Genomic DNA, 26,946 nt, shown 5'->3' with positions numbered 1-26,946 from the left:
GTTAATTCGTTCAATTCGTTGTTACCGCGTCTGAGCGTAAATACTCACGTGTGTTCTTTTTCACTCCAAATGTCGGATGATCCTTTTTTATGAGGATTCTTCACATGATGTAGTACATCAAGACGCAGCAAGAAAACCAGAGGTCGAAAGTCAAACCAGCACGTCCCGAAGGGACAGAAGTTCATAGCCCAGGGCAAGCGAAGCGACGCCCTGGGCTATGGAGGTCATTGGGCTTTCAGCCCGCGTAATTTGCCTTTTGACGCTCCTTCATGGGGAAATGAACATTTACGAGCTTCTCGCAAATGAGAAAGATTGTGCTTGACACAAACTGCTTACTAATGAAATGAAAAAAATGGCATCCCCGGGGATTGGAGATGCCATTGGAAAAAAGGGATCTTTATTAGATATTATTTGGACTCGTCGTCCCACATGTTCCATGCGTTGACGTGCTCCTTGGAGAGCGACTCCTCACCTTTGATCGTCTCGTCGGTAGATTTGTCGTGTGAAGGAATCGACGTGCATATCATGTTGCTTACGGCCACTCTCACCACTACGGTCTGAGGGCGGCAGATATATGTTTTCTTATCATTCATAACCAATGATGCTATAGTTTGCTTGATGTTATCCTAATTTCATGAGATGGAAGTTACTTCACCAGTAGCTTGCGCACCGAGCCGTCGCTCATGCGAACGATGTTGATGCCGCGCACCATCTTACTGCGCTTGTCGCCGGCAATGCCATAGACGCCTGTGGCCTTGGCGTTGGTGGGCATTTCCACCTGGGCCACACCCGTGGCGTCGCTGAAAACCACCTTGGCCATGAGGCTCGCAGCCGTCTTGTCGCGAAGGATGTAAGCACGATAGGCAGGAATGTAGGAATCTTCGGCCAAGCGATAGAAGCCCACGCCAGCGGTCTTGTTGCCAAGCAACATATAGTTGTGGTTCTCAAAATCGAGGTTGCCGCCTGCGATGCGCTTGTAGGTGCCACTCAGGATGTTGTCGGCGGGAGCCGCAGCCTCAGCGTCGGTGCGTGTGAAGGTGTAGGTGCCGGGAGTCTCAGAGAAGAGCACTACGCCAACGCCCTGAGGCAGCACGTCGCCCTCATAGCTTTTAAGGATCACCGAGCAGGGAGTGGCCTTGTCGTCGTACTTCGTGGCGGTAAACACCTTGACACCCGCAGGCACGATGCCGTTCCAAGGCAGGCATGTGGTGGCAAACTTGGCGTCGGTGATCTTCACGTTGAGACGCTCATACTCGGTGATCATATCCTGCAACTTTTTGATGTCGTCGGCGCTGCGAGAGTAGTTGGAGTTTTGGGTGTCTTGAAGGACGGATGAGAGCGGGGCGTCGAGGTCCTCGCGAGTGCCGAGCAAGCTGAGCGCCTTGTTGTAGAGGCCCACATAGGTGAGATAAGCCTGCTTCTGTTCCTCAGAGATGAGAAGCCAGTCGTTGTAGACATCTTTGGTCTCAGCAGCGGTATATATTTTCTTTCCTTTCTCCGTGGCAACGGTAAAGAAGTGGGTGCGCGTATCTAAAAAAGTCCCAAAATCCTTCAATCCGATGCGGTGGCTACCAGCGGTAATACCTGGCTCGTGGTTGTTGAACGTGGTGGCACCAGTTCCTGACACCACACCTTGTTGTTGTTTAAACTGTCCCATTTGCAGACGATAACCATCCTCATTGCTGATGGTAAACTGATCGCCCCCATAGATATGCCAGATAGGAGCCTGCGTGATGTTGGTGACCACGGGGGCAAAGTCGTTGGACACGAAATAGTGGCTACCCACATTATAAAGATAGACCGCCTGATCGTTGCCCACCCATGTCTCACCGCGCCAGAACGAATCGGAGGTGGCGGGAGCGTAGGTTGTGCCTTCAGCGCGGAACTCAACGACCACAGGCACGTGGTCGCCCAGCAGGGTGCCGTCGGCCTTGAGATAATTGTCGGCATCGAACACGATGGAGTTGGGGGTGAGCTGCATGCCACCGTGGGTGGGGTTAAGATAGAGAACCTTATCCACAATCTCGTTGGCAACATAAGCGCTCGACTTGGTGCGGTCGGCCTCAGGAACGACAAGCGCCTCGCTACCCAGCTCAGGATAGAGGCCGCCCTTGCACTTCTCCACCCACACATCGCTCACGGTGTAGTTGCCATCGGCCACGATGGGATTGGTGAAGAGGTTGAGGATGTCGTCGCGAGTGTAACGACTGTTGGTGTCGCCCATCACAATCTTCGGAAGACCGCTGTTGTTGGCAATGATGGCATCGCGAAGCTGCTTCCACTGTGAGGCGCGCGCCTTGTTGTCGGCATCGGAGGTCTCAGCATCCATGTGCATGATATAAAACTCCACAACGATGTTCTGGCCGAAGTTGACGCGGTAGTAACGGTAGCCCTTGGTGATGAGCTCGTCGGCGCCATCAGAGAAGTGACCATAGTTCTGGTTCCACGGAGCCCAGCTCTCAGCATCGAACGAGTAACCGTTCTTCACGAGAAACTGAAGGCCGTCAGTAGGGAAACGCAGCTTCATCAGGTCGACGTTACCCTCGTTGTTCAGCGCAATGCGTCCGCGCCATGTGCCCATCTGGTATTGGCCATCGAGACCCACCTTCAGGTCGCCATTGTAGTTGAAATCCTCGCTCAATCCGAGCACATCGATGCCACTCTTCACAATGTACTGGGCAATCTTCTGCGTTCCCTCGGAACCCGGTCCGTCAGGGTTGAGATTGATTCCTGCAAATTTCTGGGGAAGACCGTCCACATTGAGCGGGCACACCTTGAAGGTGGTCTGCACGGTGGTCTGCGCTGAAGCGCTTGCAACGGAAAGCATGGCTGCGGCAGTCAACAAGGCACGCCGTGCCTTGCGAAATACATTTTTGATAGTTAATTTCATCTTTTGATAGTTATAGTATCCTAAAGTTCTTTTTTTTTGCAGGGGCCCTTCACGGGTCGAACACATTTTTGATGACTATTAATCCAACTGCAAAGTTACATATATTGGCAAAATCTCGCAAGCAGATAAGCGGAAAAGATGAAAAAAGTTACACAAACGGGACACGAATGTAACACGAACGTAACATGAAGGAAACATGAGGGAGACAAGATTGTTTTGGTTGAGCTAAAGGTAAAGAGCCCAACTTGCTCGGGCTACGCCACGCAGAGAAAACGAAGAATGAGGAGAAAACAGAATGGCCGCCAACACTCTTTTGGAGCGTTGGCGGCCATCGGGTTATAGAGAGTCTATATTAAAGACTGGATTATTGCTCTTCAGCCTGGTTGGCGAAGTCGAGGACGTTCTTCTTGTTGGCCTCCATGCGGTCGTATTCCTCACGTGAACCAACAATGATCTTCTCCCAACGACGAAGACCTGTACCGGCAGGGATGAGGTGACCGCAGATAACGTTCTCCTTCATGCCCTCCAAATGGTCGACCTTACCGCGGATAGCGGCCTCGTTGAGCACCTTCGTGGTCTCCTGGAACGATGCGGCACTCATGAAGCTCTTCGTACCCAGAGCGGCGCGGGTGATACCCTGCAGCACCTGTGTAGAAGTGGCGGGAACGGCATCACGCACCTGAACGAGCTTCAGGTCGCGACGCTTCAGGCTTGAGTTCTCGTCGCGCAACTTGCGAGCGGAAACAATCTGACCCTTCACGAGAACCTCAGAGTCGCCAGCGTCGGTGACAACCTTCTTGCCCCAGATGCGGTCGTTCTCATCAGCGAAATCGAGCTTGTCGACCAACTCCTGCTCGAGGAAGATGGTATCGCCCGGATCGTCGATGCGCACCTTACGCATCATCTGACGAACGATGATCTCGAAGTGCTTATCGTTGATCTTCACACCCTGCAGACGATAAACGTCCTGCACCTCGTTGACGATGTACTCCTGCACAGCCGTCGGACCCTTGATGGCAAGGATGTCGTTGGGAGTGATAGAACCATCAGACAACGGTGTTCCGGCGCGAACGGCGTCGTGCTCCTGAACCAGGATCTGACGTGACAGAGGAACGAGATACTTCTTCTGGTCGGCGGTCTTAGAGGTAACGATCACCTCGCGGTTACCACGCTTCTGCTTACCCATTGACACCTCACCATCGATCTCAGACACAACAGCAGGGTTAGACGGGTTACGAGCCTCGAAGAGCTCGGTGACACGAGGCAGACCACCGGTGATATCACCAGCACCACCCACGGCACGAGGAATCTTAACCAATGTGGTACCAGTCTTGATGACGTCGCCATTCTCAACAACCAAGTGGCCGCCCACAGGCAAGTTATAGGTTACGAGCACCTCACCGTCGGCGTTAACCACATCGACCGTAGGAACGAGGGTGTGGTCGCGTGAATCGGTGATGATACGCTCTGTCATACCAGAGGTCTCATCGGTCTCAGCCTTGAACGTCTGGCCCTCAACCACGTCGTGGAAGCAGAGTTTACCAGCGTACTCACTGACAATAACAGCATTGAAGGGGTCCCAACGACAAATCTGATCGCCTGGCTTCACATTGTCGCCATCCTTGAAGTACAATGAGCTACCATAAGGCACCTGCATAGACGACAGGACGATATCGGTATTCTGATCGATGAACTGAACCTCGGCCAAGCAGCTAACAACCATCTGGCACTCAACATCATTGTCATCGACGTAAGGCACGGTGCGCAGCTCCTCAAACTTCAGACGAGCCTCGTTCTTAGCCTTGATGCCTGCGTTGGCTGCCACGTTACCGGCAACACCACCAGCGTGGAAGGTACGGAGCGTAAGCTGGGTACCCGGCTCACCGATGGCCTGAGCGGCGATCACGCCGACAGCCTCACCCATCTGAACCATCTTGGCGGTGGCAAGGTTACGGCCGTAGCACTTGCGGCATACGCCCTTCTTGCTCTCACAGGTAAGCACTGAACGGATCTCAACCATCTCGACACCGCACTTCTCGATGCGCTCGGCCTCGTCCTCGCGGATCTCCTCACCAGCGACAACGATCACCTCATTGGTATGAGGATCGACCACATCGTGAACAGAAACACGACCAAGGATGCGCTCTGACAGAGAAGAGATGACCTCGTCGCCATTCTTCAAGGCACGGCACTCAAGACCACGCAAGGTACCGCAGTCCTCCTCGGTGATGATCACATCGTGAGCCACGTCGACAAGACGACGTGTGAGGTATCCGGCGTCGGCAGTCTTCATAGCCGTATCAGCAAGACCCTTACGGGCACCGTGAGAGGCGATAAAGTACTCCTGCACCGACATACCCTCCTTCAAGTTAGAAAGAATAGGGTTCTCAATGATGGAGTTGCCCTCGGCACCAGCCTTCTGAGGCTTGGCCATCAAACCACGCATACCAGCAAGCTGGGCAATCTGATCGGCAGATCCACGAGCACCAGAGTCGAGCATCATATACACGGCGTTGAAGCCCTGGTCGGCCTCGGTCATGTGCTTCATCACAGCCTTCTTCAGGTTGGCGTTGACGTGTGTCCATGCATCGATCACCTGGTTGTAACGCTCCTTATCGGTGATAAGACCCATATCGAAGTTGGCGGTAATGTTGTCGACCTCATCCTGACCCTTCTGAACAATGGCCTTCTTGTCGTCAGGAACGATGATATCGTCGAGGTTAAACGACAGACCGGCGAGGTATGCCATGCGATAACCCAAGTTCTTGATGCCATCGAGGAAGGTGCAGGCGCGAGCCATACCCACCGACTTAATTACGATGGCAATGAGGTTACGCAACGACTTCTTAGAAATGATGCCATTGAAGAAGCCAATCTCTGAAGGCACAAGCTCGTTGACCACGACACGACCCACAGAGGTCTCGACCATGTGACGAACACGCTTGCCATCGACGAGATCGTCGACAAGCACCTTCACCTGAGCGTGAAGGTCGCAACGCTTCTCGTTGTAAGCGATGATTGCCTCCTCAGGACCATAGAAAGAAAGGCCCTCGCCCTTGGCTCCGGGACGAATTTTGGTGATATAGTAAAGACCAAGCACCATATCCTGTGAAGGAACGGTGATGGAAGCACCATTGGCAGGGTTCAGAACGTTGTGGCTCTGAAGCATCAGGATCTGAGCCTCAAGCACTGCCTCGTTGCTCAAAGGAAGGTGGACAGCCATCTGGTCGCCATCGAAGTCGGCGTTGAACGGTGTACAAGCCAACGGGTGCAACTGAATGGCCTTGCCCTCGATGAGCTTGGGCTGGAAGGCAAGCACCGACAGACGGTGAAGTGTCGGGGCACGGTTCAACAGCACCGGATGACCCTTCATCACGTTCTCGAGGATATCCCAAATAACGGGCTCACGACGGTCGACAATCTTCTTGGCGCTCTTCACCGTCTTCACGATGCCGCGCTCGATGAGCTTGCGGATGATGAACGGCTTATAGAGCTCAGCGGCCATCAACTTAGGAAGACCGCACTCACCCATCTTCAACTCAGGACCGACGACGATAACCGAACGGGCTGAGTAGTCGACACGCTTACCGAGAAGGTTCTGACGGAAACGACCCTGCTTACCCTTCAGAGAGTCGGAAAGCGACTTCAAAGGACGGTTAGACTCGCTCTTGACGGCGCTGGCCTTGCGGCTGTTGTCGAACAATGAATCGACAGCCTCCTGAAGCATACGCTTCTCATTACGGAGAATGACCTCGGGGGCCTTGATCTCCATCAGGCGCTTCAAACGATTGTTACGGATGATGACGCGACGGTAGAGATCGTTAAGGTCGGATGTGGCGAAACGGCCACCATCCAGCGGAACGAGCGGACGAAGCTCAGGCGGGATGACGGGAATAATCTTCATGATCATCCACTCGGGCTTGTTCACATTCTTAGAGGAACGGAATGCCTCGACAACCTGCAGACGCTTCAAGGCCTCAGTCTTACGCATCTGGCTTGAGTCGTTGCTGGCGCGGTCGCGCAGCTCGAAAGAGAGCTTGTCGAGACCTGTCAGACCATTGGCATCCTCGATGGTCAGCTCATGGAGCAGATCGAGAATGGCCTCGGCACCCATCTTGGCGATGAACTTGTTGGGGTCTGAATCGTCAAGAAGATCGTTGGTGTCGCTCAACCTGTTGTCGACGATATTCAGATACTCGTCCTCAGAAAGAAGGTCGAGCCGGTGCGAGCCATTGAGGTCCTCGCCCGTCTCGGGGTTCTTCATGCCAGCAACGGCACCGGGCTGGATGACGATGTACTTCTCGTAATAGACCACAGTATCTAGCTTCTTGGTAGGAAGTCCAAGAAGGTAACCGATCTTGTTGGGGAGAGAGCGGAAATACCAAATGTGGGCAACGGGAACAACGAGCTCAATGTGTCCGCTACGCTCACGGCGCACCTTGCGCTCTGTTACCTCCACTCCGCATCGGTCGCAAACGATGCCTTTATAGCGAATGCGCTTGTACTTACCGCAGCCGCACTCGTAATCCTTCGTGGGACCGAAAATCTTCTCACAGAACAAACCATCGCGCTCAGGCTTGTAGGTACGGTAGTTGATAGTCTCCGGCTTGGTGACCTCACCATACGAGTTCTCCTTGATTTCCTCGGGAGATGCAAGGCTGATGGTAATCTTCGAGAAATTATTCTTTACCTTTGTATCTTTTTTGAAAGCCATGTTTCTAACTTTTCAATATTCAAACATTAATCCAACTTCACGCTCAGTCCAAGACCACGCAACTCGTGGAGGAGCACATTCAGAGACTCAGGAATACCTGGTGTTGGCATAGAGTCGCCCTTGACGATGGCCTCGTAAGCCTTAGAACGCCCGGTGACATCATCACTCTTGATGGTAAGCATCTCCTGAAGCACATGGCTTGCGCCGAAGCCCTCAAGAGCCCAAACCTCCATCTCTCCGAAACGTTGTCCACCGAATTGGGCCTTACCACCCAACGGCTGCTGGGTAATCAAACTGTACGGACCGATAGAACGAGCGTGCATCTTGTCTTCAACCATGTGGCCCAACTTCAAGAAGTAGGTGATACCCACTGTGGCCTGCTGGTCGAACGGCTCACCCGTCTCACCGTCGTAAACGGTTGTTGAGCAAAGGTTGGGCAGGCCAGCCTTGTCGGTCCACACGCGCAGGTCGTCGAGCTTTGCACCATCGAAGATAGGTGTGGCGAACTTAACGCCCATCTTCTTACCGGCAGCTCCGAGGATAGCCTCGAAGATCTGTCCCAGGTTCATACGAGAAGGCACACCCATCGGGTTCAACACGAGGTCGACAGGACGACCATCGGCCAAGAACGGCATGTCCTCCATACGTACGATCTTAGACACGATACCCTTGTTACCGTGGCGACCGGCGAGCTTATCACCCACCTGAATCTTACGCTTCTTGGCAATGTAAACCTTAGCCATCTTCAAGATACCAGAAGGCAACTCATCACCAATGGTAATGGCGAACTTGCGGCGGTTCTGCTCAGCGGCCAACTGCTTGTCCTTGCGGATGAAGTTCATGATCAGATGCTGAATCATGTTATTGATGCGCTCATCATCCGTCCAGCCATTACTCTGAACACCATCATACTCGAGGTTCTTCAGAGCGGCTACCGTGAAGCGGCTACCCTTGTTGATGATCTCAGCATCTGTGTAATCCTTCACACCCTGTGAGGTCTTATCGTTGGTAAGAGTCATCAGCTTGTCGACCAGCATGTTCTTCAGGTCTTCGTGCTTGGCCTCATACTCTTCGTCGATCTTAGCCAACAGGATCTTATCCTGCTTCTTCGACTCACGGGTTTTCTCAGCACGAGTGAACAACTTCTTGTCGATAACAATACCGCTCAACGAAGGATTGGCCTTCAATGAAGAGTCCTTCACGTCACCGGCCTTGTCGCCGAAGATAGCGCGGAGCAACTTCTCCTCAGGTGAAGGATCGCTCTCACCCTTAGGTGAAATCTTACCGATCATGATGTCGCCGGGCTCCACACGAGCACCGACACGGATAACACCGTTCTCGTCGAGGTCCTTAGTGGCCTCTTCGCTCACGTTGGGGATATCGCTTGTGAAGACCTCAACACCACGCTTTGTCTCACGCACATCGAGAGAATACTCATCGACGTGGACTGATGTCAGCACATCCTCGCGCACCATGCGCTCTGAGATAACGACAGCGTCCTCATAGTTGTAACCCTTCCAAGGCATGTAAGCCACCAAGAGGTTACGACCCAGTGCCAACTCACCATTCTCAGTGGCGTAACCCTCTGTGAGGATATCACCCTTCTTGACGCGCTGGCCCTTCTCGCAGATAGGACGAAGGTCGATGGTCATATTCTGGTTGGTACGACGGAACTTAGGAATGCGATATTCCTTCAGAGCGGGCTCGAAGCTCACAAACTCCTCATCCTCCGTACGATCGTAAAGAATGCGAATGGTTGTAGCGTCAACATACTCGATGACACCCTCACCCTCAGCCATCACCATGGTACGAGAGTTCTCACACACCTGCTTCTCCAAGCCAGTACCCACGATAGGAGCATCGTTATGGAGCAAAGGAACGGCCTGGCGCATCATGTTACATCCCATCAGGGCGCGGTGACCGTCATCGTGCTCCAAGAAAGGAATCAGACCGGCACTCACAGAAGCGATCTGCTGAGGAGCAACGTCCATCAGGTCGACTCTATCGGGAGTGACAACAGGGAAGTCGGCAGCCTTACGGGTGTGGACCGTGGCACGGATGAACGAACCATCCTCTCTTAACGGAGCGTTACCCTGGGCAACGAACTTACCTTCCTCTTCCTCTGCGGTGAGGTAGACAACATCGTCGTTGTCCATGTCAACCTTGCTGTCTTTCACCACACGGTACGGAGAGGCGATGAAGCCCAACTCATTGATGGTGGCATACATACAGAGCGAAGAAATCAGACCGATGTTCGGTCCCTCAGGCGACTCAATAGGACAGAGACGACCGTAGTGTGTATAGTGAACGTCACGAACCTCGAAACCTGCGCGCTCACGGGTCAAACCACCAGGACCGAGTGCTGAAAGACGACGCTTATGAGTCACCTCAGCGAGCGGGTTGGTCTGGTCCATGAACTGGCTCAACGGGTTGGTACCGAAGAACGAGTTAATGACGCTTGAAATAGTCTTGGCATTGATCAAGTCGGTCGGTGTGAACACCTCATTGTCACGAACATTCATGCGCTCACGAATGGTGCGGCTCATACGTGCCAAACCAATAGAGAACTGGTTGGCCAACTGCTCACCAACGGTGCGAACGCGACGGTTCGAAAGGTGGTCGATGTCATCAACGCTTGCGTTAGAGTTGATGAGCTTGATCAGATACTTGATGATGGCAATGATATCCTCCTTGGTAAGAACGCGCACATCGCCATCCGTGTCGAGACCGAGCTTGGTATTGATACGATAACGACCCACCTCACCCAAGTCGTAACGCTTGTCAGAGAAGAACAAGTTCTGGAAAACCTCGCGAGCGCTGGTGTCATCCACAGGATCAGCATTACGAAGCTGACGATAGATGTAACGAACAGCCTCCGTCTCCGAGTTACTGGGGTCCTTAGCAAGCGTATTGAAAATGATAGAGAACTTATTGGCTGTCTCCTCATCCTTGTGCAACAAAATGGTCTGCACCTCACTATCGAGGATCAAATCATAATTGTCCTCAGTGATCTCGGTGCCACGATCCAAGATTACTTGGTTACGCTGCATGAGCGTTACCTCGCCGGTATCCTCATCAGTGAATTCCTCGTAAGAGGTCTTCATAACGTTACCAGCGAGCTTGCGGCCCAGGCAAGCCTTCAGGTTCTTCTTGTTAACCTTCACCTCTTCAGCGAGATCGAAGATCTTCAAGATGTCCTTATCAGACTCGTAGCCGATAGCACGCAACATGGTTGTTACGGGCAACTTCTTCTTACGATCAATGTAAGCGTACATGACATTATTGATGTCTGTAGCGAACTCGATCCAAGAACCCTTAAACGGGATAATACGAGCACTGTACAGAACGGTACCATTGGCATGAACGCCCTGACCAAAGAAAACACCAGGAGAACGGTGCAACTGAGCAACAACAACACGCTCAGCACCATTGATGACGAACGTACCATTATCTGTCATATAAGGAATGGTACCCAAGAAAACATCCTGGATAAACGTTCCAAAGTCCTCATGGTCAGGATCAGTGCAGTAAAGCTTCATCTTAGCCTTCAAGGGTACGCTATATGTCAGACCACGCTCCAAACACTCATCAATAGAATAGCGGGGCGGGTCGATATAGTAATCCAAGAACTCAAGAACGAAGTTATTACGCGTGTCTGTGATAGGGAAGTTCTCTGCGAACACCTTATACAAACCGTCGTTCTTGCGTTCCTCAGGCGGAGTGTCCAACTGCAAGAAGTCGCGGAATGACTTCAGCTGAACGTCGAGGAAATCCGGGAATGGGTACGGATTATGGACGCTTGCGAAATTTACTCTGTTATTTACAACTTTGGTCATAAAAATGATTTGTGAATCTGTTACCTGTGAAGTTTTCTTTGAAAAGATACAAAAAAAACTTGAAAGACACAAAAAGGTTAGGACTCACCGACTGGGCAAATCCTAACCATTTATGTTATAATAAGTTGAGAGGTCTAACCTCTGACTGCTTACTTCAGCTCAACCTTAGCACCAGCCTCTTCGATGGCCTTCTTCAGGTTCTCAGCCTCGTCCTTTGAGAGACCCTCCTTGATTGTAGCAGGAGCACCCTCAACGAGAGCCTTAGCCTCCTTCAGACCGAGACCACAAGCCTCCTTAACAGCCTTCACAACCTGAAGCTTAGTAGCGCCGATGTCAGTGAGGACAACATCGAAAGATGTCTTCTCCTCAGCAGCCTCAGCTGCACCAGCTGCAGCAGGACCGGCAGCCACAGCAACAGCTGCAGCGGCGGGCTCGATACCATACTCGTCCTTCAGGACAGTTGCCAACTCATTAACTTCCTTAACAGTAAGATTTACTAACTCTTCTGCAATAGCTTTTACGTCTGCCATTTTATTCTAATTTTAATTTTTCTTGTTAATAATGAATAGACTTTATAGTTCGACGCTCCATGATATAGGAGCCATCAAAACCTTGTTACTCAGGGCGCTCGCCTAAAGTCTTAAGCACACCGTGAATGGTGCCAGCGCCTGACTGCAGAGCAGAGATAACGTTCTTTGCAGGAGACTGCAAGAGAGCGACAACATCTGCAATAACCTCGTTCTTGCTCTTGATAGAAGACAACTCGTCGAGCTTGTCGGCACCAACGAAAATACCTTCCTCAGCATAAGCGGCCTTAAAAGAGGGCACGCCAGCCTTAGCAATTTCCTTATCTTTCAGCAACTTTGCAGGTACATTGGCAGTCTCGCAGAACAACACTGCAGTGTTACCTTTCAAAGCACCATAAAGTTCAGAGAAGTCGGTCTCAGTTGCCTCAAGAGCCTTGTGGAGAAGAGTATTCTTCACAACGACCATCTTGATCTGCTCCTTGAAACACTTGCGACGAAGATTACTTGTATCCTCTGCGTTCATGCCGGTCACATCGACCAAGTAGAAATGAGGATATTCCTTCAGCTTCTGACCAAGTTCAACAATTATAGTATCTTTAGCTTCTTTCTTCATTTTACCAAACTTTTAGAGTTATTCGACAGATTTCTGATCAATCTTGATACCCTTACTCATTGTAGAGGAAAGGAAGATACTCTTAATATAAGTTCCCTTGGCAGCAGCAGGCTTCAAACGAATCACAGTGTTGATGAACTCCTTAGCGTTACCATAGATCTGCTCGGCGGTCATAGAAACCTTACCAATAGAGGTATGGATAATACCAGTCTTATCAACCTTGAAATCGATCTTACCTTGCTTCACTTCCTTCACGGCCTTAGCAACATCCATAGTGACAGTGCCACTCTTGGGGTTAGGCATCAAACCGCGGGGACCGAGAACACGACCCAACGGACCAACCTTACCCATGCAAGAAGGCATAGTGATGATCACGTCGATGTCAGTCCAACCAGTCTTAATTTTTTCGATATACTCATCGAGACCAGCATAATCAGCTCCAGCTGCCTTAGCAGCCTCTTCCTGATCGGGTGTGCACAGTGCGAGCACGCGAACAGACTTACCAGTACCGTTAGGCAGTGACACAACGCCACGGACCATCTGGTTAGCCTTACGAGGGTCAACACCAAGACGAACGTCGATATCAATCGAAGCGTCGAACTTAGTAGTGGTGATATCCTTCACCAACTGAGCAGCCTCGTTCAATGCATAGACTTTCCCTGCTTCAACCTTCTCAGCTACTGATTTCTGATTCTTTGTCAGTTTACTCATTTTACTAATTTAAATTGAAGAGTTAATTATTCACCGGGGAAGTCACCCTTGACTGTAATACCCATGCTACGAGCTGTGCCAGCAACGAGACGCATAGCACTCTCAACTGTGAAGCAGTTCAAATCAGCCATCTTATCCTCAGCAATAGCCTTCACCTGATCCCAAGTGACGCTACCCACCTTGTTACGATTGGGCTGGCCTGATCCCTTCTTGCTCTTAGAAGCCTCGAGCAACTGAACAGCTGCGGGAGGAGTCTTGATCACAAAGCTGAAAGACTTGTCCGTGTAGTATGTGATAACGACAGGCAATACCTTGCCGGCCTTATCCTGGGTACGTGCATTGAACTCCTTGCAGAAACCCATAATGTTAATGCCCTTGGAACCAAGAGCAGGACCTACGGGAGGTGAAGGATTTGCAGCGCCACCCTTAATCTGTAATTTGATTAATCCAGCAACTTCTTTAGCCATTTCTTTTTTATTAAAATAATTGAAACGTATAAAAGGGAAGATAGTCCGTAACAACTATTCTGTCACCTTCTCAACTTGCATAAAACCGAGCTCCAGAGGAGTTTTCCTACCGAAGATCTTAACCATTACCTTCAGCTTACGCTTTTCTGTGTTGATTTCCTCAATCACACCTTCAAAGCCACTGAAAGGACCTTCCATGACCTTCACAGTCTCATCGAGAACGAAGGGCACACTAACCTCATTGTGAATCTCTGTCTCCTCAGCAGCACCCAACATACGGTTGATCTGAGCTTGAGGAACAGGAGTAGGATTATCCAAACCACCAAGGAAACCAAGGCAATTAGGCATGAACCTCAACAAGGTGGGGACATCACCAATCAAATCGGCCTGCACAAACACGTAACCCGGTAGAGAAATCTTCTCATTCTCCACACGCTTACCGCCACGTATTGACGCATGCTTCTCCATAGGGATCAGCACCTCATAAACATGATCAGCGAGCAGTTGATTATGCTTCAATTCAGCCTCGATGTATTCTTTCAACTTAGCTTCCTTGCCGCTAACCGCACGCATCACATACCAATTCTTACCTGCTTCAGCCATTTCTTTCTTGGAAATTAACCTGGATAAACAAACTTCATGAGATTCTCGAAGACGAGATCCATACCGAAAACTACAAGTGCAATGATAAGGGAAGCAGATAATACAACCACTGCACTGTGTGTCAATTCGGCACGAGTTGGCCAAGTAGTCTTATGCGCAAGTTCGTCGTAACATTCCTTGCAATAATTTGCTATCTTCTTGAACATATTATCTTCTTTTAGCACGGGTTGAAAGACTCGAACTCTCGACACCTGGTTTTGGAGACCAGTGCTCTACCAACTGAGCTAAACCCGTAAGTGAGTCTCTGTGTCACAAGGGCACAGAGACCCTTTATTTAGAATTAACTGTTAATCAGATTAACCCTCTTCCTCCACGTCGGGGAGAATTGATGTGATCTGGCCAGAGCCAACCGTACGACCACCCTCACGGATAGCGAAACGAAGACCCTCGTTCAGAGCAACCTTGTAGATCAGGCGAACCTCAATCTCAACGTTATCACCAGGCATCACCATGTCTACGCCCTCGGGGAGAGTGATCTCACCTGTGCAGTCCATAGTGCGGAGGTAGAACTGAGGACGATAGCGGTTACCGAACGGAGTGTGACGGCCACCCTCTTCCTTCTTCAGCACGTAGATGGAAGCCTTGAAGTGATCGTGCGGAGTGATGACACCCGGGTGCACAACAACCATACCACGCTTAACCTCATCCTTATCGATACCGCGAAGCAACAGACCTACGTTGTCACCAGCCTCACCCTCGGGAAGAGTCTTGCGGAACATCTCAACACCGGTGATAACTGACTTCTTGTCCTCACCGAGACCGAGCAGCTGAACCTCGTCACCGATCTTACAACGACCAGTCTCAATACGACCTGTAGCAACAGTACCACGACCAGTGATTGAGAACACGTCCTCAACAGGCATCAAGAAGGGCTTATCAACCTCACGTGTAGGCTCCTGAATCCATGTGTCAACAGCGTCCATGAGCTCCATCACCTTGTCTTCCCACTTAGCGACACCGTTCAGTGCGCCGAGAGCAGAACCACAGATGATAGGAGTCTCCTCCTCATAACCGTAAGAAGTGAGCAGGTCCTGAACGTCCATCTTAACGAGGTCGATCATTTCCTCATCAACTTCATCGTCATCGCACTTGTTCAGGAACACAACCATACGGGGCACGTTCACCTGACGAGCGAGCAACACGTGCTCACGAGTCTGAGGCATAGGACCGTCGGTAGCGGCAACAACGAGGATAGCACCATCCATCTGGGCAGCACCGGTAACCATGTTCTTCACATAGTCGGCGTGACCCGGGCAGTCAACGTGTGCATAGTGGCGATTAGCTGTTTCGTACTCGATATGTGAAGAGTTGATAGTGATACCACGCTCTTTCTCCTCAGGAGCATTATCGATCTGATCGAAGCTCTTAACATCCTCACCAGTTCCCAGACGCTCATGGAGCACCTTAGAGATGGCAGCTGTCAGAGTGGTCTTACCATGGTCAACGTGACCGATAGTACCGATGTTTACGTGCGGTTTGGTGCGCTGATAAACTTCTTTAGCCATAGCTTTACTTTTTTTATTTTAATCAATTAAATAATCAAAAGAGTATTGTTTTGTTTCATTGTTCCTCATTGTTCCGGTTCCGAAACTTTGTTCAAGTAGTCGAGAACAAATCAGAAGTGGAGCTGTAACTGAGAGTTGAACTCAGGACCTCTTCCTTACCAAGGAAGTGCTCTACCACTGAGCTATTACAGCAAAATATTGAGCGGAAAACGGGGCTCAAACCCGCGACCCCCAGCTTGGAAGGCTAGTGCTCTATCAACTGAGCTATTTCCGCGTGAGTCGTTTCCGACCGAGTGGGTGGTGATGGATTCGAACCACCGAAGGCAAGAGCCAGCAGATTTACAGTCTGCCCCATTTGGCCACTCTGGTAACCACCCTTTGTTTTACCCCTTTCGGGAGAGCCTCTTGTCGGATTCGAACCAACGACCCCGAGATTACAAATCACGTGCTCTGGCCAACTGAGCTAAAGAGGCAAATCCTGCAGCCGCATTGCGACTTGTCGAAGGACCTGTTGTAAAACGGCTGCAAAGATACTACTTATTTTTTAATCTCCAAAACTTTTCGAGGAAAATTTTAGTGATTTCTTAATTTTTCCTTGAATTTCCCTAGTTGAACCTTAAGCGCATCCACGCACTGGTCGACTCCTTCCTCAAAAGTGTCGCATGTCTTCTCGACGAAGATGGGGCTACCACCCGGCACTGTGACCGTGATGCTTGTAACCTTGTTCAATGCTGTGGCTGGCTTGGCAACCTTCAATTGCACCTCTACTTTCTGAATGTCTTCAAATGATTTTTCCAACTTAGCGGTCTTCTTCTCTACGAAGGCCTGCAACTTCTCGGTAGCGTCGAAGTGAATCGACTGAATCCTAATTTCCATAGTTACCTCCTATTATTAAAAGGTTAAACTCAAGCCCTGGGGTGGGCCTCATGATATATTCGCTTGAGCTGTTCGAAAGTGGTGTGCGTGTATATCTCCGTTGTGGAGGCACTCGCATGGCCCAAAAGCCTTCTGACACTCTCAATGCCAGCTCCATGGTTCAGCATGGCCGTAGCGAAGGTGTGCCTAAGCACGTGAGGCGACCTTTTCTTGGCGGTGGACACCGCGGCCAACCTCATCCTCACTATTTTTCTCACTTGCTGGGGCGTGAGCTTGCAACCGTTATGGCTGACGAAGAACGCGTCGGAACATCGTTCCTCCAAGCGATCCCGCTCACAAGCATAGCACTGCAGGCACTTGGCCAACTCGTCCCCGAAGGGAACCACGCGTTGCTTGTTGCCCTTTCCCGTCACTTTCAGTTGGCGGTTTGGCAAGTCGATGGCGGCGTCGGTGAGTCCTATGAGCTCCGACAGGCGTATGCCCGTCTGATAGAACGTCATAATGATGGTACGGTCGAGCACTCCCTGATAGCCTGTTCCCCACTCGATGTCATCGAGCAATCGGTCCATTTCGTCCTCCCTCATGAATTGCGGAAGGGCTTTCTTTTCCTTGGGGCATTCCACCTGGTGGGCCGGGTCGCGTTCTACGAGCTGGTGCGCAAGCGCAAAGCGGTAGAAGGAGCGAAGCGCCGACAGTCTCCTGTGGACACTGGTGGCACTGTTTCCCTTGTCGACCATGCTCTCCATCCAATCGCGGATCACGTCCGTGTCCACATTTTGCCAAGAGAGCTGACCATCCAAGTTCTTGAAAAACTGCTCAAAGGCCCGTAAGTCTTCTGCGTATGCCGCCACCGTGAGCGGTGAGCGGTTTTGCTCATATTGCAGATAGTTCAAGAACTTTTCGATCATCCTACGCCACTTGAATTCTACATAAGTAGGTTTTCGGCAACGAATATACGGAAATTATTTGGAACTACCAAATTTTCCGAGGAAAATTTTTATTGCTCCTCGTCGCGCAGATGCTGCACGTAAATGGCGTGCTCCATCTTCAAGCGCTTCTTGACTGACGGCTTGTCAAACTGCTGACGAGCGCGAAGCTCCTTCACCACACCAGTCTTTTCGAATTTTCTCTTGAATTTCTTCAGCGCTCTTTCGATGTTCTCGCCATCCTTTACAGGTACAATAATCATGTTGTTTTGGTTTTAAAATTTTAATGTTAAACTTACGCAAAAGGGCGTGATGCCACAATTTGCGGGTGCAAAATTACATCATATTTTCCGAATACACAAATTTTTCGATTGTTTTGTGCAATGCGTTCGCAAACAGGCGCTTTCAAGATGGATAAGAGCTCGCCTTTCACCCCTAATTTCTCCGCGCGGCAAAGGTCAATCGCTTTTCTGTCGACCATTCGTTCTTCTCCTTATGGGTTCTCACCTACCTGCCGTGCCAAGCCGCACAACTCGCATCGTCGCTCCACAAAAAAGTCCGCCGCCCCAGGTGCCACAACTGCCTCGGCAAGGAGACTTGGCACATGGGATGGCGGACAGCCAACTGTGTTCCGTAGGGATTAGATAGGCATGGTGGCTTTACGCAACCATTCCTTGTCACCCTCGTCGTCGAGATGGGGTGCGAGCATGTCGTACACATGCTGGTGGTATTCGTTCAACCAAGCCACTTCCTCGGGGAGCAACTCTTCCTTGACGACTGGCGTCGTGTCGATGGGGCACAGGGTGAGCGACTCAAACTGCAGGAACTTACCAAACTCGGTGTCCTTGTAATGGCTGATAAGCAACGTGTTCTCTATGCGCACTCCAAACTGGCCTGCCAAATAGATGCCGGGCTCGTCGGTTACGGTCATATTCTCAAGGAAAGGCGCCGGCATCCATTCCAACCGGAATTGATGAGGGCCCTCATGCACGCTGAGGTACGATCCCACTCCATGGCCGGTGCCATGCAGATAGTTGAGTCCTTCGCGCCACATGGCCTCGCGGGCCAGAATATCCATCTGCGTACCACTGGCTCCCGAGGGGAACTTGCAAATCTCCAACTGAATATGGCCTTTCAGCACAAGCGTGTAGATATGCTTCTCGTAATCGCTGACCGGACCCAGCGCGATGGTGCGTGTAATGTCGGTCGTTCCGTCCTGGTACTGCGCGCCACTATCGAGCAACAACAATCCATGCGGTTCCAACGGGATGTCGGTCTCGGGCGTGGCCTCATAGTGCACAATGGCCCCATGGGCACCATATCCGGCGATTGTGTCGAAACTGATGTCGCGGAACAAGGGTTGCTCAGCTCTCAGACTGGTGAGTTTCTTGTCAATGGATATCTCTGTCTGGCCGCCAGCCTCCACGGCGGGCTTCAGCCAACGCAGGAACTTCACCAAGGCGATGCCATCCTTGAGCATGGCCGACCGATAACCGCGTATCTCCGCCTCGTTCTTTATGGCCTTCATGGCGGGGATGGGACTCTTGTGTCGAATCACCTCCTGCACATCGACCAGGCGCGACAAGGTGTAATTGGTCTCGTTCGGGTCGAGCAGGATGTTATACTCAGCATATTCCTTGATACCCTTGCGCACATCGTCGTAGTCAGCCATCTTCACGCCCTGGCTCTCCAGATGGGCCTCAACCTCGGGCGTCAGTTTCTCCTTATTTATATATAAGGTGGCGCTTGTGGTCGAGATAAGCAGGTAGGACACAAACACCGGAGTGCAATGCACATCGGTTCCACGGAGATTGAGCGTCCACGCCACATCGTCGAGGGCAGACATAAGCATACCGTCGGCGTGCAAGTCACGCAGCGCCTTGCGAATGCGCGTCAGCTTCGACGCCACCGTCTCGCCGGCCAGCTCCACAGGTTGTATCTCCACCTTCGAGGCGGGAATCTGCGGGCGATCAGTCCACACAATGTCCAACGGATCGAGATTGGTCCTCACGGTGATGCCACCCTCGCGACGCAGGTCGCTCACGAGCACCTCCACGTTGGCTGCCGAATTGCACATGCCATCCACGCCCACCTGTGCGGAGCTCACCTCGCGCAGCTCACTTCCCAGCCACTCACTGATGGTCGGCGTGCCTTCTATCTTCAGTTTCATCAATTGGAACTCGGTGCCCGAGAGCTGGTCGGCAGCAGCGATGAAATAACGGCTGTCGGTCCACAGGGCGGCCGAGTGCATCGTCACCACAGCTGTTCCCGCCGACCCATTGAATCCACTAATCCACTCACGGCCCTTCCAGCGGTCAGGCACATACTCCGAGTTGTGGGGGTCGGTACTGGGGAAGATAAAAGCATCGAGCTTCTCGCAGCGCATCACCTCGCGCAAGGCTTCCAATCGTTGAGCTATGTATTCCTTCATAATCAAAAGATTTAAACGGTTTGGTTTTTGCCAAATAGACATGACAAAGATACGCTTTTTAAGAATAAACAACAAATTAAAAACCGAATAATTGCACGCTAAGATACTTTTTTTATTAACTTTGCAGAAAAGAGACGGTAAGGTATCGGCCACAGCCATTCTCCGCATCGTCACACATCTTGATAAACACTTACATTCTTAAAAATAACAATTCACTATGAAGTATTTAACAAATGACAAGCTTCTTATCGTCGGTGCAGGCGGTATGATTGGTTCTAACATGGTTCAGAGCGCTTTGATGCTGGGGCTTACTCCTAACATCTGCTTGTACGATATCTATGAGCCAGGTGTGCACGGTGTGTTCGACGAGATGCAGCAGTGCGGCGTTCCTGGCGCCAACCTGAGCTACTACGCTCCTGCCGTTGAGGACATGAACGACCCTGAGAAGGTTGCCGAGGCTGCCAAGAAGGCTTTCACTGGCGCCAAATACATCATCTCTTCAGGTGGTGCTCCCCGTAAGGCTGGCATGACCCGCGAGGATCTGCTGAAGGGCAACTGTAAGATTGCCGCCGACTTCGGTGAGAACATCAAGAAGTATTGCCCCGACGTGGAGCACGTAGTGGTGATATTCAACCCCGCTGACGTTACCGCTCTGACCGCTCTTATCCACAGCGGCCTGAAGCCCAACCAGCTGACCTCTCTCGCTGCCCTCGACTCTACACGTCTGCAGCAGGCTCTGGCCCTCGAGTTCGGTGTTCAGCAGGATAAGGTTACCGGCGCCCACACCTACGGTGGTCACGGTGAGCAGATGGCTGTCTTCGCTTCTCAGGTGAAGATCGACGGCAAGCCTCTCCAGGAGATGGGTCTCTCTGACGAGCGTTGGGCTGAGATCAAGCACATGACCACTCAGGGTGGTTCAAACATCATCAAGCTCCGTGGCCGCAGCTCATTCCAGAGCCCTGCCTACAACGCTGTGAAGATGATCGAGGCTGCTATGGGTGGCGAGCCCTTCACTCTGCCCGCAGGTTGCTACGCCAACCTCCCCGAGCTGGGCATCAAGGACGTTATGATGGCTCTCCCCACCACGATCGACAAGACTGGCGTTCACTACACTGTTCCCACAGGCACTCCTGAGGAACTGGCTGAGCTGCAGAAGTCATACGAGCACCTCTGCGACATGCGCAAGGAGGTTATCGACCTCGGCATCGTTCCTCCCGTTGAGCAGTGGAAGGAAGATAACGCCAACCTGTAAATCGCACCGCGCGGATTGATCACTATCCGCCAAACCGCATAAAAAGCCCCATCGACCGTTGATCGATGGGGCTTTTCTTTTTATCTTTTTACGCGCAGAGGCAACCGTTCGGCTCAGCCGCTTTCACAGCGCAAATCTTACATTTCACATGTTCTTCCTCAAATAGTTTGGGCCTCAGCCAACGCCCGCGATCCCCTTCGAGACACAGGGGGCCCATGCGCCAAGCCAAGAGCGCGCCATGCATCCTACCTGTTCAGCTTGGGGTATTTGATGCGGGTGTGGTAGATGGCCTTGAGGCGATCGATGAGCACCGTCTTGGCTTCGCTGATGTCGCGGAAGGTGATGGCGGCCTCGGTGAAGAAACCTGCGTCGACCTGTCCGTCGATGATCTGATTGACAAGTTTGGTGATGCTCTCGTCCGAATAGTCCTTCAGCGAGTGCGACGCCGCCTCACAACTGTCGGCCATCATCAGGATGGCTTGCTCTCGGGTGTAAGGGTTCGGGCCGGGATAGGTGAACGGCTCCTTGTCGACGATCTCGTCGGGATGCTCGTTCTGGTATTTGATATAGAAGTATTTGGCCATGCCGTGACCATGGTGGGTGAGGATGAAGTCGCGGATAATCACCGGCAGGTTGTTCTCCTCCGCCAACTTCACGCCATTGACCACATGCTCCACGATAATTTGCGCGCTCTCCTTGTCGGCGAGGTTATCATAGGGGTTGACGCCTCCTTGCTGGTTCTCCGTGAAGAACGCGGGATTCTTCATCTTGCCAATGTCGTGATAGAGGGCACCCGTACGCACCAACGTACTGTTGGCACCGATGCGGTTGGCTATCTCGGCCGCCAGGTTGCTCACGGTGATGGAGTGCTGGAAGGTACCGGGCGCCTCCTCGCTCAGCCGGCGCAACAACACACCATTGGTGTTCGACAACTCGATCAGCGTGACGTTCGACGTGAATCCAAACGCCTTCTCCACCACATACATCAACGGGTAGGCCAGCAACAGCAGCACACCATTGATCATGAAATGCGAATACATGCTCGCATCGAGGTTAAACGTCGTGCCGCTCTGCATCAACCGCAACGTGAAATAGGTGAAGCAGGTGGCGATAAACACCATCAGGGCGGTCTTGAACACCTGGGCGCGCGACGACATCTCGCGCAGCGAATAGATGGCCACCAATCCCGACAACATCTGGATGACGATGAAGTCGAACTGATAGCGCAGGGCGGCGGCGCAGATAAACACCATCACCATGTGGGTGATGAAGGCCGTGCGCGAGTCCTGGAACACTCGCACGAAGATGGGCGTAAAGGCAAACGGCAACACATAGACACTAAAACTGAAATAGGAGTGTTGCATCATCAGCGACACCATGATGGGGAAGATGGTGACCAACGCATAAAGCATCAGTATGTTGCGGGGCTTGTTGAAATAATCGTTCCTAAAGAGCGTCAGATAGATGGTGAAGATGATCACAAACGACAACACATACAACGCATTGCCGATGAAATTGAGGTCCACCTGCTCCATGCTGCTTCCACGTCGGTTCATCTCCTTTTCGAGCGACACCAACTCGCGGTAACGCTCCTCGGTGACGATCTCTCCCGTACCAATGATCTTCTGCCCGGCCTTCACCATGCCGTTGGCGGGCGGAATGGTTCCTAAAAGGTCGTTCTTGGCAGTCTCCGACCGTGCCTTGTCGTAAACAAGGTTGGGCTCAATATAGTTGATGAGGTTCAAGCGCTGCAGGGCCTGTCGGTCGGCCGAGAGGCTCTCGTCAGAAAGCAGTTGCTCATAGGCGCTCATCGTGGAGTAGAAGTCCTCCACGATCATCTGCTCCACGTTCTTGCCCACCACCACACGCACCATGCTGGTGGTGTCGCGGTGCACGCTGTTGAACAAGGGCGTTTCCATGATACCCGTCTGGTAGAGCCTGTGCAGGCGGTTGCGCACCACAGCCGTAAACTCGGCGGGCAGACCGGGCAAACCTCCCGCAAAGTCCTGGTCAAACTTCTCCATGACGCGCGCCTCCACCTTCTTGTCGTAGTCGAAATAGGGCACAAACAGTTTGAGGACCGAGTCTTTCTCCATGGCCAGCGTCTCCTCGGTCTTGTAGATGGGGAAGTCGTACTGGGCGATCATGTCGCCATAACGCCATGGCTCATCCACGTCGTACACATATTGGCTACCTTCCCTTCTGGGTAGGAACCACACGATGAGCACCACTGTAACCAGCACCAGTCCCACACGTGTCAGGGCTCTGCGCCATATATAACTTGTGTTCTTATAAAAATCGAAATATTTCATGTTCCTTACCAAAACGCCAACGCTGCGGAACCAAGGGCAAGCCCTTGTTCCCCAAACTTAGCCATTTACTGTGCGAAAATAATAAAAAAATACATTAAAAAGGAAAAAATGTAGTAATTTTGCAAAAAATAACGTTCTATCACTATGGCAGAAAGAAGAGTCAGAGTGCGTTTCGCACCCAGTCCAACGGGTCCGCTGCATATCGGCGGCGTTCGCACAGCATTATACAACTATCTTTTCGCACGCCAGCATGGCGGCGACCTGGTGTTCCGCATTGAGGACACCGACAGCAATCGCTTCGTTCCCGGAGCCGAGGATTACATCATCGAGGCTTTCAAATGGTTGGGCATCAAGTTCGACGAGGGAGTGTCGTTTGGCGGCAGCCATGGTCCCTATCGTCAGAGTGAGCGTCGCGACATCTACAAGAAATACGTCGACCAGCTCATCAACGAGGGCAAGGCCTATTATGCCTTCGACACCCCTGAGGAGCTGGAGGCCAAGCGCAAGGAGATCCAAAACTTCCAATACGACGCCCGCACCCGCATGCAGATGCGCAACTCGCTGGCTATGGACCGCACCCAGTGGGAGCAGCTCATCGCCGACGGTGCCCAGTACACCGTGCGCTTCCGCATCGATCCGGGACAGGAGATCCATGTCAACGACATGATTCGTGGCGATGTGCGTGTGAAGAGCGACATCCTCGACGACAAGGTGCTCTACAAGAGTGCCGACGAACTGCCCACCTATCACCTGGCCAACATCGTCGACGACCATCTCATGGAGATCACCCACGTCATCCGTGGCGAGGAGTGGTTGCCCTCCGCCCCACTCCACGTGTTGCTCTATCAGGCTTTCGGCTGGGAGGACACCATGCCTCGCTTCGCCCACCTGCCGCTGCTGTTGAAGCCGGAGGGCAAGGGTAAGTTGAGCAAGCGCGACGGCGACCGCCTTGGATTCCCTGTATTCCCCTTGGAGTGGCACGACCCAAAGACGGGCGAGGTGAGCTCGGGCTATCGCGAGAGCGGCTATTTCCCCGAGGCCGTGGTCAACTTCCTGGCGTTGCTGGGATGGAACCCTGGCACAGAGCAGGAGCTGTTCTCACTCGAGCAACTGGTTCAGGCATTCGACATCAGCAAGTGCTCTAAGAGCGGCGCTAAGTTCGACTTCCAGAAGGCTGCGTGGTTCAACCACGAGTATATCCTGCGTAAGGACGACGAGGAGATCGCTCTCCTGTTCGCCCCCATCGTGGCCAACAATGGTGTCGACGAGACGTTCGACCGCGTGAAACAGGTTGTTCACATGATGAAAGACCGCGTGAGCTTCGTGCGTGAACTGTGGCCCCTCTGCAGCTTCTTCTTCATCGCGCCCACCGAGTACGACGAGAAGACGGCGAAGAAACGCTGGAAGGCATACAGCGCACAGCAAATGACCGAACTGATGGAGGTGCTGCGCGGCATCGACGACTTCACCGTGGAGGGCCAAGAGCCTATCGTCGAGCAATGGATCGCCGACAAGGAATATAAGATGGGCGACATCATGAACGCATGGCGCCTGGCCTTGGTGGGCATTGGTAAGGGTCCCGGCATGTTCGACATCGCAGCGTTCCTGGGTAAGGAGGAAACACTCCACCGTATGGCCAAGGCCATCGAAACACTTGGATAAATCGAGAAGTCATGTATAACTTCATCATGAACCTCTACAGCCTCGGCGTGCGGACGGCGGCCTTGTTCAACGACAAGGTGCGCAAGATGTGGCAGGGCGAACAGGCGGCCATCAGCGTTCTGCAAGAGAAGGTCGACCCCAACGCCAGCTATATTTGGTTCCACGCCGCGTCGCTGGGCGAGTTCGAACAGGGGCGGCCACTCATCGAGCACATACGCCACGAGTTCCCACAGTATAAAATTCTGCTTACGTTCTTCTCGCCCTCGGGCTATGAGGTGCGTAAGAACTACGAGGGAGCCGACATCGTGTGTTACCTGCCGCTCGACACGGTGAGCAACGCACGCCGTTTCCTGCGTACCATCCGACCGGTGATGGCGTTCTTCATCAAGTATGAGTTCTGGTACAACTACATGCACATCCTGCGCCATCGTGGCGTGCCTGTGTATAGCGTGTCGAGCATCTTCCGCCCCGACCAGGTGTTCTTCAAGTGGTACGGCCGCAAGTATGCCAACGTGCTTAAGTGCTTCACGCGCTTGTTTGTGCAGAACGAGGAGAGCAAGCGCCTGTTGGCCACGCTCGGCATCAATGATGTGGAGGTGGTGGGCGACACGCGCTTCGACCGTGTGCTGGAGATCAAGGAGGCGGCAAAGCAACTGCCACTCGTGGAGAAGTTCACCGCACAAACTGAGCATGTCTTCGTGGCAGGAAGTTCGTGGCTTCCCGACGAGGAGATCTTCATACCCTATCTCAACAAGCACAAGGACTGGAAGATGATCATCGCGCCACATGTCATTGGCGAGGATCACCTGTCGCAAATCATGCATCTGTTGGAGGGTCGCCGCGTGGTGCGTTACACGCAAGCCACAGAGGAGACGGTTGGCGAGGCCGACGTGCTCATCATCGACTGCTTCGGCCTGTTGTCGAGCATCTATCGCTACGGACAGGTGGCATACGTAGGCGGTGGCTTTGGTGTGGGCATCCACAACACGTTGGAGGCAGCCGTATGGGGCGTGCCAGTGTTCTTCGGCCCTAACAACCAGAAGTTCCGCGAGGCGCAGGGGCTGAAAGCCTGCAGCGGCGGTCTGGAGATCAGTGGTGCCGAGGAGTTCAAGGTTAAGATGGATGCGGTCATCGCTGCCATCAGCCACGGTAATGACATGGGCAAACACGCCTACCACTATGTGCTCTCTCACGCAGGGGCCTCGGAGAAGGTCATCGAAGCCTGCTTCAATAACAAAGCGCAGTAAGCCGTCACAACAACAACATTCAATAGGACTAAATAAAGCGCCTTGGAAGGTTCCGCCCCCATCGGGTCACCCTTCCAAGGCGCCTTTCTTTTTACGGCCCGCAAAACGAATAAAACGGGATATACGCTCAGACTCGGGCGCACGTCTGAGGCTAACCTGAAATTCACACCATAGTTATAATTAAACAACTAAGAGTTTTTTACGCTCAGACGCGGTAACAACAAATTTCCCGAATTAACTCTAAGTTTGCAGAAGAATGCTCTAAGTTTGCAGAAGAATGCGACGCAGTCGCATAAATGTTAAATAATCAAGGT

General features: G+C 52.1%; 20 protein-coding genes and 5 tRNA genes. 3 read left to right on the top strand and 22 right to left on the bottom strand.

What is annotated here, in order from left to right; translation table 11 throughout:
* Positions 1–407: 407 nt before the first annotated feature.
* From KM934_RS09525 to KM934_RS09425, 21 genes are all read right to left on the bottom strand, one after another.
* Positions 408–593 carry a hypothetical protein gene (locus tag KM934_RS09525; RefSeq protein WP_215760384.1) on the bottom strand — a complete coding sequence of 62 codons (186 nt, stop codon included), beginning with the start codon at positions 591–593 and terminating at the stop codon, positions 408–410.
* Positions 594–646: 53 nt separating this feature from the next.
* Positions 647–2,890: an endonuclease/exonuclease/phosphatase family protein gene (locus tag KM934_RS09520; RefSeq protein ID WP_215760383.1), complete on the bottom strand. Its 2,244-nt coding sequence runs from the start codon at positions 2,888–2,890 to the stop codon at positions 647–649.
* A gap of 364 nt (positions 2,891–3,254) precedes the next feature.
* The gene (rpoC, locus tag KM934_RS09515) at positions 3,255–7,604 is read right to left on the bottom strand and encodes a DNA-directed RNA polymerase subunit beta' (RefSeq protein ID WP_215760382.1); all 4,350 of its coding nucleotides are present in this window, start codon (positions 7,602–7,604) and stop codon (positions 3,255–3,257) included.
* Positions 7,605–7,630: 26 nt separating this feature from the next.
* Positions 7,631–11,440, bottom strand: a complete 3,810-nt coding sequence (rpoB, locus tag KM934_RS09510; protein WP_215760381.1) for a DNA-directed RNA polymerase subunit beta — start codon at positions 11,438–11,440, stop codon at positions 7,631–7,633.
* A 149-nt stretch (positions 11,441–11,589) separates the two neighbouring features.
* Positions 11,590–11,970, bottom strand: coding sequence for a 50S ribosomal protein L7/L12 (gene rplL / locus KM934_RS09505; protein WP_215760380.1), 381 nt, complete (start codon positions 11,968–11,970; stop codon positions 11,590–11,592).
* Positions 11,971–12,055: 85 nt separating this feature from the next.
* On the bottom strand, positions 12,056–12,580 hold the full coding sequence (gene rplJ / locus KM934_RS09500; protein ID WP_215760379.1) for a 50S ribosomal protein L10: 525 nt from the start codon (positions 12,578–12,580) through the stop codon (positions 12,056–12,058).
* An 18-nt stretch (positions 12,581–12,598) separates the two neighbouring features.
* On the bottom strand, positions 12,599–13,291 hold the full coding sequence (rplA, locus tag KM934_RS09495) for a 50S ribosomal protein L1 (RefSeq protein WP_215760378.1): 693 nt from the start codon (positions 13,289–13,291) through the stop codon (positions 12,599–12,601).
* A 26-nt stretch (positions 13,292–13,317) separates the two neighbouring features.
* Positions 13,318–13,758 carry a 50S ribosomal protein L11 gene (gene rplK / locus KM934_RS09490; RefSeq protein ID WP_215760377.1) on the bottom strand — a complete coding sequence of 147 codons (441 nt, stop codon included), beginning with the start codon at positions 13,756–13,758 and terminating at the stop codon, positions 13,318–13,320.
* A 54-nt stretch (positions 13,759–13,812) separates the two neighbouring features.
* Complete coding sequence (gene nusG / locus KM934_RS09485; RefSeq protein ID WP_215760376.1) at positions 13,813–14,361, bottom strand: transcription termination/antitermination protein NusG; 549 nt, start codon at positions 14,359–14,361, stop codon at positions 13,813–13,815.
* Positions 14,362–14,375: 14 nt separating this feature from the next.
* The gene (gene secE / locus KM934_RS09480) at positions 14,376–14,567 is read right to left on the bottom strand and encodes a preprotein translocase subunit SecE (protein ID WP_215760375.1); all 192 of its coding nucleotides are present in this window, start codon (positions 14,565–14,567) and stop codon (positions 14,376–14,378) included.
* 15 nt (positions 14,568–14,582) lie between these two features.
* Positions 14,583–14,655, bottom strand: a tRNA-Trp gene (locus KM934_RS09475).
* Between the two features lie 62 nt (positions 14,656–14,717).
* Positions 14,718–15,926, bottom strand: a complete 1,209-nt coding sequence (gene tuf / locus KM934_RS09470) for an elongation factor Tu (RefSeq protein WP_215760374.1) — start codon at positions 15,924–15,926, stop codon at positions 14,718–14,720.
* Between the two features lie 117 nt (positions 15,927–16,043).
* Positions 16,044–16,118 (bottom strand) — tRNA-Thr (locus KM934_RS09465).
* A 9-nt stretch (positions 16,119–16,127) separates the two neighbouring features.
* Positions 16,128–16,200, bottom strand: a tRNA-Gly gene (locus KM934_RS09460).
* 20 nt (positions 16,201–16,220) lie between these two features.
* Positions 16,221–16,303, bottom strand: a tRNA-Tyr gene (locus tag KM934_RS09455).
* Between the two features lie 22 nt (positions 16,304–16,325).
* Positions 16,326–16,399: transfer RNA gene (locus tag KM934_RS09450), tRNA-Thr, on the bottom strand.
* A gap of 100 nt (positions 16,400–16,499) precedes the next feature.
* Positions 16,500–16,802 (bottom strand): ribosome hibernation-promoting factor, HPF/YfiA family, encoded by a 303-nt coding sequence (gene hpf, locus KM934_RS09445; protein WP_215760373.1) that lies wholly within the window; start codon positions 16,800–16,802, stop codon positions 16,500–16,502.
* 29 nt (positions 16,803–16,831) lie between these two features.
* Positions 16,832–17,710 carry a tyrosine recombinase XerC gene (locus KM934_RS09440; RefSeq protein ID WP_215760372.1) on the bottom strand — a complete coding sequence of 293 codons (879 nt, stop codon included), beginning with the start codon at positions 17,708–17,710 and terminating at the stop codon, positions 16,832–16,834.
* A gap of 89 nt (positions 17,711–17,799) precedes the next feature.
* On the bottom strand, positions 17,800–17,991 hold the full coding sequence (rpsU, locus tag KM934_RS09435) for a 30S ribosomal protein S21 (RefSeq protein ID WP_215760371.1): 192 nt from the start codon (positions 17,989–17,991) through the stop codon (positions 17,800–17,802).
* A 32-nt stretch (positions 17,992–18,023) separates the two neighbouring features.
* Positions 18,024–18,209, bottom strand: a complete 186-nt coding sequence (locus KM934_RS09430; RefSeq protein WP_215760370.1) for a hypothetical protein — start codon at positions 18,207–18,209, stop codon at positions 18,024–18,026.
* 159 nt (positions 18,210–18,368) lie between these two features.
* Positions 18,369–20,159, bottom strand: a complete 1,791-nt coding sequence (locus KM934_RS09425; RefSeq protein ID WP_215760369.1) for an aminopeptidase P family protein — start codon at positions 20,157–20,159, stop codon at positions 18,369–18,371.
* A 217-nt stretch (positions 20,160–20,376) separates the two neighbouring features.
* Here KM934_RS09425 and KM934_RS09420 point away from each other — a divergent pair, with 217 nt between their 5' ends.
* Positions 20,377–21,411, top strand: a complete 1,035-nt coding sequence (locus KM934_RS09420) for a malate dehydrogenase (RefSeq protein WP_215760368.1) — start codon at positions 20,377–20,379, stop codon at positions 21,409–21,411.
* 245 nt (positions 21,412–21,656) lie between these two features.
* On the opposite strand, the gene KM934_RS09415 is transcribed toward KM934_RS09420, so the two are convergent.
* On the bottom strand, positions 21,657–23,723 hold the full coding sequence (locus tag KM934_RS09415) for an HD family phosphohydrolase (RefSeq protein WP_215760367.1): 2,067 nt from the start codon (positions 23,721–23,723) through the stop codon (positions 21,657–21,659).
* Positions 23,724–23,867: 144 nt separating this feature from the next.
* Here KM934_RS09415 and gltX point away from each other — a divergent pair, with 144 nt between their 5' ends.
* Together gltX and KM934_RS09405 are read left to right on the top strand one after the other, a co-directional pair.
* Positions 23,868–25,385: a glutamate--tRNA ligase gene (gltX, locus tag KM934_RS09410; protein ID WP_215760366.1), complete on the top strand. Its 1,518-nt coding sequence runs from the start codon at positions 23,868–23,870 to the stop codon at positions 25,383–25,385.
* A gap of 11 nt (positions 25,386–25,396) precedes the next feature.
* A complete protein-coding gene (locus KM934_RS09405) occupies positions 25,397–26,632 on the top strand; it encodes a 3-deoxy-D-manno-octulosonic acid transferase (RefSeq protein ID WP_215760365.1) in 1,236 nt (411 codons plus the stop codon).
* The last annotated feature ends 314 nt before the right edge of the window (positions 26,633–26,946 follow it).

The sequence above is a fragment of the Hallella faecis genome (assembly GCF_018789675.1).
Lineage (GTDB): Bacteria > Bacteroidota > Bacteroidia > Bacteroidales > Bacteroidaceae > Prevotella > Prevotella faecis.
This window is presented reverse-complemented; position numbering and strand designations above follow the sequence as displayed.